The following is a 13914-nucleotide window of genomic DNA, read 5'->3' as shown; positions in this document are numbered from 1 at the left end:
TTTGGGAAGGGACTTTCAGGCGGGATTTTTCTGCTGTTTCACCTGGTCAAACGATCGCAGGCGGGTCAGGAGACGGCTCCCGCCGGAACCGCCGGAGAATCAGGCGGCGAGGCGGCGGGCCAGGTTGGTGTCGAGGGTGTTCATGAACTCCTCGGTGGTCTGCCACGGCGCGTCGCGCGAGATCAGCAGCGCGAGGTCCTTGGTCATCGCACCGCCCTCGACGGTCTCGATGATGACCTGCTCCAGCGTGTCCGCGAACGCGGTCACCTCCGGAGTGCCGTCCAGCTTGCCGCGGTGCGCGAGGCCCCGGGTCCAGGCGAAGATCGACGCGATCGGGTTGGTCGACGTCTTCTCACCCTTCTGCCACTGGCGGTAGTGCCGGGTGACGGTGCCGTGCGCCGCCTCGGCCTCGACGGTCTTGCCGTCGGGCGTCATCAGCACGGAGGTCATCAGGCCGAGCGAGCCGAAGCCCTGCGCCACGGTGTCGGACTGCACGTCACCGTCGTAGTTCTTGCAGGCCCAGACGAACCCGCCCTCCCACTTCATGGCCGCGGCGACCATGTCGTCGATGAGGCGGTGCTCGTAGGAGATGCCCGCGGCCTCGAAGTCGGCCTTGAACTCGGTCTCGAAGACCTCGGCGAAGATGTCCTTGAAGCGGCCGTCGTACGCCTTGAGGATGGTGTTCTTGGTCGACAGGTAGACCGGGTAGTTGCGGGCCAGGCCGTAACGCAGCGAGGCACGCGCGAAGTCGCGGATCGACTCGTCGAAGTTGTACATGCCCATGGCGACGCCGCCGTCGGGGAAGTCCGCGACGGTCAGCTCCATCGGCGCCGAGCCGTCGGCCGGCTGGTACGTGATGGTGACCTTGCCCGGGCCGGGGACCACGAAGTCGGTGGCCTTGTACTGGTCGCCGTGGGCGTGACGGCCGATGACGATCGGCTTGGTCCAGCCCGGCACCAGGCGCGGCACGTTGCTCATGATGATCGGCTCGCGGAACACGACGCCGCCGAGGATGTTGCGGATGGTGCCGTTCGGCGACTTCCACATCTTCTTCAGGCCGAACTCGGCGACGCGGGCCTCGTCCGGGGTGATGGTGGCGCACTTGACGCCCACGCCGTGCCGCTTGATGGCGTTGGCGGCGTCGATCGTCACCTGGTCGTCGGTGGCGTCGCGGTGCTCCATGCCCAGGTCGTAGTACTCCAGCTCCACGTCGAGGTAGGGCAGGATCAGCTGCTCCCGGATCTGCTTCCAGATGATCCGGGTCATCTCGTCGCCGTCGAGCTCGACGACCGGGTTGTTTACCTTGATCTTCGCCATCGCGCAGGCGCTCCTCTAACCTCTGGCGTCCGGCTGCAGAGGGCCGGGCGGCGGTCACGTTTAGCAGTACGAGCGTACTGCAGGATCGACCTGCCGCAACTGCCAGGGTCGGTGCCCCACGTCACGGAACCGCGCGAGTTGTACCGCACCATTACGCTGCCCGCCGTGACGACCGACAACCGGCACCCACTTCCGCCGGTGTCCTGCTCGCGACCGCGCAAATGGCCGTTCGCGGTGGCGCTGCTCCTGCACTGACCTGCCGCGCCGCGGCGCCCGGAGACCGGCCTCGCCGCGGCGCGGGAAGTCGTCAGCTCCAGTTGATCTCGCCGCGGCCGGCATCCTGCAGCGCGGCCCTGATCTGCGAGAACGGCTTGCTGCCCAGGAAACCCTTCGGGTTCATCGGGCTCGGGTGGCCGGCCTCCAGCACGACGTGCTGCGGGTTGCGCACCAGCGCGGCCTTCTTGCGGGCGTAGGACCCCCACAGTACGAAGACCACCCGGTAAGGCGAGTCGTTCACAGCCTTGATCGCGGCGTCGGTGAACGCCTCCCAGCCCTGGTTGGCGTGGCTGCCCGGTTTGACGCCCACCGTCAGCACGGCGTTGAGCATCAGCACGCCCTGGCTCGCCCAGCCGGTCAGGTCGCCGTTGCGCGGCGGCTCGACGCCCAGATCGTCCTTGAGCTCCTTGTACACATTGCGCAGGCTGGGCGGCACGGTCACGCCGGGACGCACGCTGAAGCTGAGGCCGTGCGCCTGGCCCGGCTTGAAGTACGGGTCCTGGCCGAGGACGAGCACCCGGGTGTGTGCGGGAGAGGTCAGCCGGAACGCCGTGAACAGGTCCTCGCGCGGCGGGTACACCGTCTCCGTGGCGTAGGCGTTCTCCACGAAGGAGGACAGCCGCGCCGTGGCGTCGAGGTCCAGGTGCGGCTTCATCACGTCGCGCCACTCAGCGGGCAGCAGGTCGAGCAGGTCCAATGCCATGCCGGACACCATAGTGCCCGTGTCCGACAACCGCGCGGCTCCGCCCCACCCCGGCGGTTTGCCCCGCCTGACCTGCGGGTATCCATCGTCGTGCAGACGTTCCTGCCCTATCCGGACTTCGCCGCCAGCGCCGCGGCGCTCGACCCGCTCCGGTTGGGCAAGCAGCGGGTGGAGACCATCCAGGTGTTACGCGGGCTCACCATGCCCGGGTACGGCTGGCGGCACCATCCCGCGGTGAAGATGTGGGCCGGGTACGAGGAGGCCCTGGTCCGCTACGGCCTGGAGACCTGCGCTGTCTGGTGCGCGGCGGGCCGGTCGGACACCTGCGCGGCGACGCTGGCCGCGGACCTGACCGCCGCCTGCGGGCTTTCGGCGGTACGCGACCAGAGCACGCTCGCCGCCACCGGCGACCTGCCCCCATGGCTCGGCGACGAGGCGTTCCATCTCAGTCATCGATCGGCGCTGCTGCGCAAGGACGACGTCTTCTACCGGCCGCTCTTCGGCGACGTCCCAGCCGACCTGCCCTATGTGTGGCCGACGTCCGATCGCCCGGCGACCTGCCTACCGTCGTGACGGATCGCTCCCCGCGCCTCAAAACCGACCGTTCCCGCAGGTCAGCGCCTGTCAGGTGTTAAGAAGGGCACCTTCTACAACGCATGGCGATGTGAAGGTGCCCTTCCTTTCGTCAGAGGCCGGCTACGTCGGACTGCTTGGCGCGGACGGCTGCGGCGGCCTCGTTGAGGCCGGCGAGCTCCGACTCGGTGAGGTCGGTGATGACGATCTTGCGGGCGCCGGTGGCACCGATCTCGGCCTCGACGCCCAGGTAGACGCCGGAGATGCCGTACTCGCCGTCGACCCAGGCGCAGACCGGCATGACCTCGCCGGAGTCCTCCGCCACGGCCTTGGCCATGCGGGCGGCGGCGGCCGACGGGGCGTAGTACGCCGAGCCGGTCTTCAGCAGCGCCACGACCTCGGCGCCGCCGTTGCGGGTGCGGGTGACCAGCTCCTCGATCTTGTCAGCGGGCAGCAGCTCGGACAGCGGCTTGCCGTCGACGGTGCAGCGCGAGGGCACCGGCACCATGGTGTCGCCGTGCGAGCCCAGGGTCAGCGTCTTCACCGAGCCGACCGGGACGTTCAGCTCCTCGGCGACGAAGTGCGTGAAACGGGCGGTGTCCAGCATGCCGGCCTGGCCGATGACCCGGTTCTTCGGGAACTGGGTGGCGATCTGGGCCAGCGCGGTCATCTCGTCGAGCGGGTTGGACACCACGATGACGACGGCGTTGGGCGCGTGCTTGGCGACCTGCTCGGCCACCCCACGGACGATCTTGGCGTTGACGCCGAGCAGGTCCATGCGGCTCATACCCGGCTTGCGCGGCAGGCCGGCGGTGATCACGACGATGTCGGAGCCGGCGATGGCCTCGTAGCCCGAGCCGTCGACACCCGTGGTGGCGCCGACGACCTTGGTCTCGAAGCCCTCGATGGAGCGGGACTGGTTGAGGTCCAGGGCGAGACCCTCGGGCTTGCCCTCGATGATGTCGGTCAGCACGACGGTCTCGAAGACGTCGTACTCGGCGAGCCGCTGCGCGGTGGTCGAGCCGTAGAAACCGGCGCCGACGACGGTGACCTTCTTGCCCATTGGCACATACTCCCTGCTGGCGGATGTCTGGTGGTGACCAGCACAGTCCTGTGACGAAGGTGTAACGATCCGCACCATAGTCCGCACCGTCTATCGACGGCCGGTCGGGTGCGGCGAGTGTGGGCTAGAGCGCCGACTCGGCCTTCTCGACCACGTTGGTGAGCAGCATGGCCCGGGTCATCGGCCCCACCCCGCCGGGGTTCGGCGATACGAACCCGGCCACGTCGAGGACGTCCGCGTGCACGTCTCCGACGATGTGCTTCTTGCCGTCCGGGCCCTCCATCCGCGACACGCCGACGTCGAGCACGGCCGCGCCGGGACGGACCAGGTCCGCGGTGATGATGCCGGGCACCCCCGCCGCGGCCACGACGATGTCGGCCCGGCGGGTGTGCGCGGCCAGATCCTTGGTGCCGGTATGGCAGAGGGTCACCGTGGCGTTCTCGGTGCGCCGGGTGAGCAGCAGTCCCAGCGGGCGGCCCACGGTGACGCCGCGGCCGACGACGCAGACCTCGGCGCCCGAGATCGGCACGTGGTAGCGGCGCAGCAGTTCGACGATGCCGCGCGGGGTGCACGGCAGCGGCGCGTGCACGCCCAGCACCAGCCGGCCGAGGTTGACCGGGTGCAGCCCGTCGGCGTCCTTGTCCGGATCGATCAGTTCCAGCACCCGCTGCTCGTTCAGGCCCTTGGGCAGCGGCAACTGGACGATGTAGCCGGTGCACGCCGGGTCGGCGTTGAGCTCGGCGACGGCGCGCTCCACATCGGCCTGGGTCGCGTCGGCGGGCAGGTCGCGGCGCAGCGAGGCGATGCCGACCTCGGCGCAGTCGCGGTGCTTGCCGTTGACGTACCACTGCGAGCCGGGGTCGTCGCCGACCAGCACCGTGCCCAGGCCAGGCGTGATGCCACGGGCGTGCAGGGCGGCCACCCGCGTTCGCAGATCCGCCTTGATCGCCGCCGCGGTCTCGGTGCCGTTGAGGATCGTCGCCGTCATGTCGTCGATCCTGCCATCACCACTTCGAACGTCTGAAACCAGGACATCCCGCGCCAAGGATCCGTCAGGAACCCGGCGAGCGTCCCCCATGATCGACCGACTTGCCGGGCGATGGGGCGTTTGCGCCGCGGCGATACGCCCGTTTGCCAGGCAAATCCGAGGATCATGGTGCGCTGGGGGCTAGCGACTGCGATGACCGCCGTCGATCATTTAGCCCTTTAGCTGCGGAACTAACTGTGGGTAACAGTGGGATAGATCACCACGTGGTCCTGGTTGCAGGATCTTCCAGCATCCGGGACGCCATATGGGATCAAACCGGGCGCTCGTGAGTCTCACTATGTGACCGGCGGCTATTGCCTCGGTCACGCTTCGAATCGGGCATACTGGCGTAGTTCCGCCCATATGGCAGGCGGCACTCTAATACCAGAGTAGGGACAGGATCCGCAAGCACTCTCCCCGTAGACTGTTGCGAATCTGCAACCCATGGGTTTGGTGCCGGGCCGAGCTTCGTCCTACCTTTGCCGGACGTTGCACTGCGTGACAACGGCTGGTCAGCCTGCCGTTGTGAGGTGCGACGTAGGAGATGAGGAGGCTCAATGCAGGTCCGTAGGCTCGCAGCCTGGGCTGCTCTCCCGCTCGCTGTCACTCTCGGCCTGTCGGCCTGTGGCAAGAGCGGTGGCAGCGACTCGGGTAGCGCCAACCCCAATGGTGTGGTTTCCATCGGCATCGCCGAACCACAGTTCCTTTCCCCCTCCAACACCTCGGAGACCAGTGGCTCCCAGGTGCTGGCCGCGCTGTTCGCGCCGCTGGTGGACTTCGACGAGGCCAACAAGCCGTTCGAGGTCGCCGCGCAGGAGATCAGCACCACCGACAACAAGACCTGGACGATCAAGCTGAAGGACGGCTGGACGTTCCACAACGGCGAGCCGGTCACCGCCGACAGCTACATCAACGCCTGGAACTACGCGGCGTACAGCCCGAACAAGCAGAACAACGCCTACTTCTTCGACAAGGTCGAGGGGTTCAAGGACGTCACCGCCGAGAACGCCGCCACCCCGAAGGCGACCACGCTGAGCGGTCTGAAGAAGGTCGACGAGAAGACCTTCACGGTGACCCTGGCCGCGCCGTTCAGCGAGTTCAAGTCGATGCTGGGCTACACGGCGTTCTACCCGCTGCCGAACGCGGCGTTCGAGGACCCCGCCGCCTCGCCGCTCGTGGTGAAGAAGGACTTCCAGGACGCCCCGATCGGCAACGGCGCGTTCAAGATCAAGGGCGCCTGGCAGCACGACGCCCAGGTCGAGGTCGAGAAGTACGACGCCTTCGCCGGCACCAAGCCGACCATCGGCGGCGCCGTCTTCAAGATCTACCAGAACAGCCAGGCCGAGTACGCCGACCTCCAGGCCAACAACCTGGACGTGGTGAAGCAGATCCCGACCGAGAGCCTGTCCACGGCCCCCGGCGACCTGGGTGACCGCTACCAGACCAGCCCGGCGTCGACCCTGCAGGTGCTGGCCTTCCCGACCTTCGACAAGCGTTTCGAGAAGCCCGAGGTCCGCAAGGCGATCTCCATGGCGATCGACCGCGAGGAGATCGCGAACAAGGTCTTCCAGGGTTCGCAGAAGGCTGCCTACTCCTTCGTCTCCCCGGTCGTCGCGGGCTACCGCGACAAGACCTGTGGCGCGGCGTGCGAGTTCAACCCGACCGAGGCCAAGAAGCAGTACGAGGCCAACGACGGGCCGAAGACGATCAACATCACGTACAACACCGACGGTGGCCACCAGCAGTGGGTCGACGCGACCTGCAACCAGCTGAAGGCCAACCTGGGCGTGGAGTGCGTCGGCACCCCCGAGCCGAAGTTCGCGGACCTGCTGACCAAGGCCAAGGCCAAGAAGGAAATCGGCATGTTCCGCATGGGCTGGGTCATGGACTACCCGTCCATGGAGAACTACCTCGGCCCGCTGTACTCGACCGGTGGTTCCTCGAACTACTACGGCTACAGCAAGCCCGAGTTCGACAACCTCCTGAAGGAGGGCTCGGCCGCGGCGACGCAGGACGAGGCGATCAAGAAGTACCAGGAGGCCGAGGACATCCTCGCGCAGGACATGCCGGTGCTTCCGCTGCGCTTCGGCCAGAACGTCTTCGGTCACTCGACCAACGTCAAGGACGTGCAGATGGACCTGTTCAACCGGGTCGACCTGAACAAGATCCAGATGGTCAGCTGACGCTGACGGTCGACTGACGGTGGTGGTGCCGGTCCCCTCGGGCCGGCACCACCACTTCGCCCAGACCCCCTCGCCGCCCGAGCCCCGGCTCGACACCGGCGCACCGCCACCACGTCGACCGCAGCGCCATGGTACGAAGAACACGGATATTTCGTACCAATCGGGCTGCCTGGTGAGAGAAGAATTCGACGATGTTCCGCTACCTAGTGCGGCGCTTCCTCCAGATGATCATGGTGTTCTTCGCCACCACGTTCATCGTCTACGCCCTGATGTACTGGACCGGAGGCGACCCCATCCAGGCACTGGCCGGCGAGAAGCCGGTCAACGACGTCCTGCGCGCACAGCTGACCAAGGAGTACGGGCTCGACCAGCCCTTCCTCGTCCGCTACTGGAACTACATAACCGATCTGCTACACGGTGACCTCGGCAACACGCTGGTCGGCCGCCCCATCAAGGACGTCCTGGCCGACGCCTGGCCCATCACGATCCAGCTCGCCGTCATCGCGATCGTCGTCACGATCCTCTTCGGCGTCACCGCCGGTGTGATCGCCGGCATCCGGCGCGGCAGCATCTTCGACAACACCACGCTGGTGCTGACCCTGATCGTGATCGGCATCCCCTCGGTGGTGCTGGCCCCGCTGGCGCAGTACCTCTTCACCATCCAGTGGAAGATCTTCCCGACCACCGCGGGCGGCGACGCCTCCCTGTGGGATCTGCTGCTGCCCGGCATCGTGCTCGGCTCGCTGTCGGTGGCCACCGCGATGCGGCTCACCCGTGCCTCGGTCAGCGAGAACCTGCGCGCCGACTTCGTGCGCACCGCCCGCTCCAAGGGCATGCCGGGCCGCCGCGTCATCGGCATCCACGTGCTGCGCAACTCCCTGATCCCGATCGTCACCTTCCTCGGTGTCGAGCTGGGCAGCCTGATGGCCGGCGCGATCGTCACCGAGGGCGTCTTCAACATCCCGGGCGTCGGTTACCAGCTCTCCAAGGCGCTGACGACCGAGGACACCCCTCTGATCATCGGCATCGTCAGCGTGCTGGTGGTCATCTTCCTGGTGGCCAACCTGATCGTCGACCTGCTCTACGCGGTGCTCGACCCGCGGATCCGGTACGAGTAAGAGGTTCCCTGACAATGAGTGACTTCGAATCCGTGGCCGCGACCGAGCTGCACACGGCCACCCCCGGACCGGCCGGCGATCCGAACGCGCCCGGCCAGCCGCACACCCTCGAGGTGTCCAAGCCACGCAGCGCCGGCGCGGACGCCTGGCGCGAGCTGCGCCGCCGGCCCCTGTTCTGGGTCGCACTGGTGATCACCGCGGTGGTGGCCCTGATGGCCGCCTGGCCGTCGCTGTTCACCTCCGGCGACCCGACCGCCTGCTCGCTGAGCAACCGGATGGGGCCGCCGTCCGGCACCGCCATCTTCGGCTACGACGTGCAGGGCTGCGACGTCTTCGCCAAGTCCGTGTACGGCACGAAGAACTCGCTGCTGGTCGGCCTCGGCGCGGCGCTGGTGGCGGGCCTGCTGGGCATGCTGTTCGGTGTCACCGGCGGTTACTTCGGCCGCTGGTGGGACGTGCTCGTCTCCCGCGTCATCGACATCGTGCTGGGCCTGCCGCTGCTGCTGGCCGCCATCGTGTTCATGAAGCGCGTCAGCAACGCCGGTGGCGGCCCGAACGTCCGCCTGATCGCTCTGATCGCGGTGCTCGGCCTGCTGGGCTGGACCACCGCGGCCCGGGTCATCCGGTCTTCGGTGATCACGGCGAAGCAGCAGGACTACGTGCACGCCGCGAGGATGCTGGGCGCGGGCAGCGGCCGGATCATGTGGCGGCACATCCTGCCGAACGCGCTCGCGCCGTTCATCGTGATCATCACGATGGCGCTGGGCTCGTTCATCGCCGCCGAGGCGACGCTGTCCTTCCTGGGCGTCGGCCTGCAGCCGCCGAGCCAGTCGTGGGGCATCGACATCTCCCACGCGCGCCTGTACATGCGGGAGAACTTCATCCCGCTGGCCGTGCCCTCGACGTTCCTCGCGCTGACCGTGCTCGCCTTCATCATCCTGGGCGACACGATCCGCGAAGCCTTCGACCCGAAGCTGCGGTGACCTCATGACCGACATCCACGTCAGCTCCCCTCCCACCGTCGGCGGCGGTCGCCACCTGCTCGAGGTGAAGGACCTGTTCGTCGAGTTCCACACCCGCGACGGCGTCGCCCGCGTGATCAACGGCGTGTCGTACCACCTCGACCCGGGCGAGACCCTGGCCGTGCTGGGCGAGTCCGGCTCCGGCAAGTCGGTGACCGCGCAGGCGATCATGGGCATCCTGGACATGCCGCCGGCGAAGATCCCCAGCGGCCAGATCCTCTACAAGGGCGAGAACCTGCTCGCCATGCCCGAGGAGAAGCGCCGGCAGGTGCGCGGCAAGGAGATCTCCATGATCTTCCAGGACGCGCTCTCCGCCCTCAACCCGGTCTTCCCGGTGGGCTGGCAGATCTCCGAGACGCTGCGCACCCGCGCCGGCATGTCGAAGAAGGACGCGCTCAACCGGGCGGTCGAGCTGATGGACCTGGTCAAGATCCCGGCCGCCAGGGCCCGGATCAGGGACTACCCCCACCAGTTCTCCGGCGGTATGCGCCAGCGCGTCATGATCGCGATGGCGCTGGCCATGGACCCCAAGGTCCTCATCGCGGACGAGCCGACCACCGCGCTCGACGTGACCGTGCAGGCCCAGATCATGGACCTGCTCGGTGACCTGCGCCGCGACCTCAACATGGGCCTGATCCTGATCACGCACGACCTGGGCGTGGTCGCCGACGTCGCGGACCGCATCGCGGTCATGTACGCGGGCCGCATCGTCGAGCACGCGGACGTGCGCAACGTCTACAAGCACCCGGCGCACCCCTACACCGAGGGCCTGCTCGACTCGATCCCGCGGCTCGACTCCAAGGGCACCGAGCTGGCCACCATCAAGGGCCTGCCGCCGAACCTGATGCGCCCGCCGACGGGCTGCGCGTTCCACCCGCGCTGCAAGTACGCCAAGGCGGTCTGCACCACCGAAACACCCCTCTCGCTGGACCTCGGCCACGGCCGGACCAGCGCGTGCCACTTCGCGAAGGAGATGCTCGATGGCACACTCCGCTGAGAACGTCGCGGGCGTGCGCCCGGCCGGCGAGCCGCTGCTGCGGGTCGAGAACCTGGTCAAGCACTTCCCGATCACCCAGGGCATCCTCTTCAAGAAGAAGGTCGGCGCGGTCAAGGCGGTCGACGGGGTCAGCTTCGAGCTGCACCGCGGCGAGACACTGGGCATCGTCGGCGAGTCCGGCTGCGGCAAGTCGACGCTGGCCAAGCTGCTGATGCGGCTGGAGACGCCGACCGCGGGCCGGGCCATGCTCAAGGGCAAGGACATCTTCAAGGTGTCCGGCTCCGAGCTGCGCCGCATGCGCCGCAACATCCAGATGGTGATGCAGGACCCGTACACCTCGCTGAACCCGCGGATGACCGTCGGCGACATCATCGGCGAGCCGTACGAGATCCACACCGAGGTGGCGCCGAAGGGCGACCGCCAGCGCCGGGTGCAGGAGCTGCTGGAGCTCGTGGGCCTCAACCCCGAGCACATCAACCGCTACCCGCACCAGTTCTCCGGCGGCCAGCGCCAGCGCATCGGCATCGCCCGCGCGCTGGCCCTCAAGCCCGAGATCATCGTCTGCGACGAGCCGGTGTCCGCGCTGGACGTGTCGATCCAGGCCCAGGTCATCAACCTGCTGGAGAAGCTGCAGGGCGAGCTGAACCTGTCCTACATCTTCATCGCGCACGACCTGTCCGTGGTGCGGCACATCTCCGACCGGGTCGGCGTGATGTACCTCGGCAAGATGGTCGAGGTCGGCACCGACGCGGAGATCTACGAGCGGCCGACGCACCCGTACACCCAGGCGCTGCTGTCCGCGGTGCCGGTGCCGGACCCGGACGCCCGCGCGCACCGCGACGTCATCCGGCTCGTCGGCGACGTGCCGTCCCCGGCCAACCCGCCGTCGGGCTGCCGGTTCCGCACCCGGTGCTGGAAGGCGCAGGAGCGCTGCTCGGTGGAGGAGCCGCTGCTCATCCGCCGCGGCGTCGACCCGCACCCGAGCGCGTGCCACTTCGCCGAGCTGCGCCAGGTAGTCGGCTGACGCCAGCCCACCCCCGCAAGGGCTAAAGCGAAGGAAGGGCACCTTCTTAACGGACGTCCGTTAAGAAGGTGCCCTTCCTTCGTCTTTGTCAGTGGGCGAAGTGGCGGGACCCCGTGAGGTAGAGGGTGATCCCGGCGGCCTTCGCCGCGGCGATGACCTCCTCGTCGCGGATCGAGCCGCCCGGCTGCACCACCGCGGTCACCCCCGCGTCCAGCAGGATCTGCAGCCCGTCGGCGAACGGGAAGAACGCGTCCGAGGCGGCCACCGAGCCGCGGGCCCGGTCACCGGCCCGGGAGACCGCCAGGCGGCACGAGTCGACCCGGTTGACCTGGCCCATGCCCACGCCCACGCTTGCCCCGTCCTTGGCCAGCAGGATCGCGTTGGACTTGACGGCCCGGATCGCACCCCAGGCGAACTCCAGGTCGTCGAGCTGCTCCGCCGAAGCGGGCTCGCCCGTGGCCAGCCGCCAGTTGGCCGCGTCGTCGCCGGGCGCGCCGAAGTCGTCGCGGGTCTGCACCAGCATGCCGCCGGACACCTGCCGCAGTTCGACCTTGTTCGGCCGGAACGGCGGGGCGAGCAGCACGCGCAGGTTCTTCTTCGCGGTCAGGATCTCCACGGCCTCGTCCGCGTACGCGGGAGCCACCACGACCTCGGTGAAGATCTCCGCGATCTGCTTGGCCAGCTCCGCGGTCACCTCACTGTTGACCGCGATGATGCCGCCGTACGCCGAGACCGGGTCGCACGCGTGGGCCTTGGCGTGCGCGTCGGCGGCCGACACCGCGGACACCGCGATGCCGCACGGGTTGGCGTGCTTGATCACCGCGACGGCGTGCACGCCCTCGAAGTCGTGCACGGTGCGCCAGGCGGCGTCGGCGTCGATGTAGTTGTTGTAGGACATCTCCTTGCCGCCGAGCTGCTGCGCGCGGGCCAGGCCGGGCGCGGCGGCGGGGTCGATGTACAGCGCCGCCGCCTGGTGCGGGTTCTCGCCGTAGCGCAGCACGTTGGTGCGCCACACGCCGAGACCGGCGTACTCGGGCCAGTGGAACGCGTCGGCCGCGGCCGGCTCGGCGGGCGCCAGCTCCTGGGCGCACCAGTTCGCCACCGCGATGTCGTAGTCGGCGATGTCGGCGAAGGCGCGGGCCGCCAGCGCCCGGCGCTCGGCCGGCGAGAAACCGCCGGACTCCAGCGCCGCGGCGATCAGGTGGTAGTCGGCCGGCGAGGTGACCACCGCGACGTTGGCGTGGTTCTTGGCCGCCGCGCGCACCATGGCCGGGCCACCGATGTCGATCTTCTCGATGCACTCGTCCATGGACGCGCCGGAGGCCACCGTCTCGGTGAACGGGTACAGGTTGGACACCAGCAGGTCGAACGGCTCGATGTCGAGCTCGGTGAGCTGCGCACGGTGCGTGTCGAGGCGTACGTCGGCCAGCAGGCCCGCGTGCACCCGCGGGTGCAGCGTCTTGACCCGCCCGTCCAGGGTCTCCGGGAAGCCGGTGAGCTCCTCGACCCGGGTGACCGGCGAGCCGCTGGTCTCGATCTGCTGCGCCGTGCTGCCGGTCGAGACGATCTCGACACCGTGCCGCCGCAGCGTCGCGGCGAGGGCCTCCAGCCCGGTCTTGTCCCACACGCTGATCAGCGCGCGTCGAATGGGCTTGCGCTCACCCGTGGTCATGCCTTCTCCTCGCTCCGCTCGTCGAAGGCATGGGCCACCAGCCTGATGATTCGCTCGCCAGGCTCGCTCATGCCTTCTCCTCGCTACGTTCAGGGCCGGCCTGAGCCGCCGACCCCGTGGTCCGCTCGCCGCACGCTGTCGCGTTCCATTCCCCGCCGATCCCGGCACGGGAACAGGGCCGTTCAGCCGACGATCACTTTCCTGCCGTTGACGGTCCAGCCGTGGCGCGCCATCCGGCCGATGTACTCGACCAGCTGCCCGCGCTCGGCGTCCTTGATGCGCTCGGAGAGGGTGTCCTCGGTGTCGTCGTCGAGCACCGGCACCGCGACCTGCGCGATGATCGGCCCGGTGTCCACGCCGCCGTCCACGAAGTGCAGCGTCGCCCCGGCCAGTTTCACGCCGTACTCGACGGCGTCGCGCGGGCCGTGCATGCCCGGGAAGGCCGGCAGCAGCGCGTTGTGGGTGTTGACATAACGTCCGCCGAACCGGTCCAGGAACGCCTTGCCCACCAGCTTGAGGAAGCCCGCGCCGATCACGAGGTCGGGCTGGTGCGCCGCGGTCAGGTCGGTGAACGTTTCGTCCCACTCCTGGCGGGTGGCGAAGTCCGGGACCCGGGCGACGAAGGTGGGCACTCCCGCAGCCTGCGCGCGGGTCAGGCCCGCGATGCCGGCGCGGTCCGCGCCGACGCCGACGACGGCCGCCCCGTACGCGGGGTCGGCGCAGGCATCGAGCAGGGCTTGGAGATTGGTACCGGAACCGGAGACCAGGACGACGAGGCGAGCGGTCACCTCTGCACCCTATCGGGCAGCCGAGGCGCTGCTCGCGTCGGGTGTGGGGCGCACTTACGGCGTTTTGCCCGACAAACCCGCAAATAAAGTAGATATTGGGCGAAGAACTGCATTCCAGAACGTGTCGACCCCGCCCGGCCAGCCGGGCGCC

Annotated in this window: 12 protein-coding genes; 6 read left to right on the top strand and 6 right to left on the bottom strand. The window is 68.5% G+C overall.

Annotated elements, in window-relative coordinates; genetic code table 11:
* Positions 1 to 99 precede the first annotated feature (99 nt).
* Positions 100 to 1317, bottom strand: a complete 1218-nt coding sequence (locus FLL47_RS18965) for an NADP-dependent isocitrate dehydrogenase (protein ID WP_144121856.1) — start codon at positions 1315 to 1317, stop codon at positions 100 to 102.
* 307 nt (positions 1318 to 1624) lie between these two features.
* The gene (locus tag FLL47_RS18960) at positions 1625 to 2296 is read right to left on the bottom strand and encodes a uracil-DNA glycosylase (RefSeq protein ID WP_246158192.1); all 672 of its coding nucleotides are present in this window, start codon (positions 2294 to 2296) and stop codon (positions 1625 to 1627) included.
* A gap of 90 nt (positions 2297 to 2386) precedes the next feature.
* Here FLL47_RS18960 and FLL47_RS18955 point away from each other — a divergent pair, with 90 nt between their 5' ends.
* Positions 2387 to 2869: an MSMEG_6728 family protein gene (locus tag FLL47_RS18955; protein ID WP_144121854.1), complete on the top strand. Its 483-nt coding sequence runs from the start codon at positions 2387 to 2389 to the stop codon at positions 2867 to 2869.
* Positions 2870 to 2981: 112 nt separating this feature from the next.
* Here the strand turns inward: FLL47_RS18955 and mdh are convergent, their stop codons facing one another.
* Positions 2982 to 3932 carry a malate dehydrogenase gene (gene mdh / locus FLL47_RS18950; protein WP_144121853.1) on the bottom strand — a complete coding sequence of 317 codons (951 nt, stop codon included), beginning with the start codon at positions 3930 to 3932 and terminating at the stop codon, positions 2982 to 2984.
* A gap of 124 nt (positions 3933 to 4056) precedes the next feature.
* Positions 4057 to 4920 carry a bifunctional methylenetetrahydrofolate dehydrogenase/methenyltetrahydrofolate cyclohydrolase gene (locus FLL47_RS18945; RefSeq protein ID WP_144121852.1) on the bottom strand — a complete coding sequence of 288 codons (864 nt, stop codon included), beginning with the start codon at positions 4918 to 4920 and terminating at the stop codon, positions 4057 to 4059.
* 596 nt (positions 4921 to 5516) lie between these two features.
* On the opposite strand from FLL47_RS18945, the gene FLL47_RS18940 reads away from it, so the two are divergent.
* From FLL47_RS18940 to FLL47_RS18920, 5 genes are all read left to right on the top strand, one after another.
* Complete coding sequence (locus FLL47_RS18940; protein ID WP_144121851.1) at positions 5517 to 7142, top strand: peptide ABC transporter substrate-binding protein; 1626 nt, start codon at positions 5517 to 5519, stop codon at positions 7140 to 7142.
* A gap of 191 nt (positions 7143 to 7333) precedes the next feature.
* Entirely contained in the window at positions 7334 to 8260 is a 927-nt protein-coding gene (locus tag FLL47_RS18935) for an ABC transporter permease (RefSeq protein ID WP_144121850.1), read from the top strand.
* A gap of 14 nt (positions 8261 to 8274) precedes the next feature.
* On the top strand, positions 8275 to 9243 hold the full coding sequence (locus tag FLL47_RS18930; RefSeq protein WP_144121849.1) for an ABC transporter permease: 969 nt from the start codon (positions 8275 to 8277) through the stop codon (positions 9241 to 9243).
* A 4-nt stretch (positions 9244 to 9247) separates the two neighbouring features.
* Positions 9248 to 10279 (top strand): ABC transporter ATP-binding protein, encoded by a 1032-nt coding sequence (locus tag FLL47_RS18925; protein WP_144121848.1) that lies wholly within the window; start codon positions 9248 to 9250, stop codon positions 10277 to 10279.
* Positions 10263 to 11303, top strand: coding sequence for an ABC transporter ATP-binding protein (locus FLL47_RS18920; RefSeq protein ID WP_144121847.1), 1041 nt, complete (start codon positions 10263 to 10265; stop codon positions 11301 to 11303). The genes FLL47_RS18925 and FLL47_RS18920 overlap by 17 nt, the downstream gene beginning before the upstream one ends.
* Positions 11304 to 11391: 88 nt before the next feature.
* On the opposite strand, the gene purH is transcribed toward FLL47_RS18920, so the two are convergent.
* Together purH and purN are read right to left on the bottom strand one after the other, a co-directional pair.
* Complete coding sequence (gene purH, locus FLL47_RS18915) at positions 11392 to 12975, bottom strand: bifunctional phosphoribosylaminoimidazolecarboxamide formyltransferase/IMP cyclohydrolase (protein ID WP_144121846.1); 1584 nt, start codon at positions 12973 to 12975, stop codon at positions 11392 to 11394.
* Between the two features lie 182 nt (positions 12976 to 13157).
* A complete protein-coding gene (gene purN, locus FLL47_RS18910) occupies positions 13158 to 13763 on the bottom strand; it encodes a phosphoribosylglycinamide formyltransferase (protein ID WP_144121845.1) in 606 nt (201 codons plus the stop codon).
* Between the last annotated feature and the right edge of the window lie 151 nt (positions 13764 to 13914).

The sequence above is a fragment of the Catellatospora sichuanensis genome (assembly GCF_007483665.1).
GTDB lineage: Bacteria > Actinomycetota > Actinomycetes > Mycobacteriales > Micromonosporaceae > Catellatospora > Catellatospora sichuanensis.
Note: the sequence above shows the minus strand (reverse complement) of the source record. Positions and strands in the feature narration are given on the sequence as shown.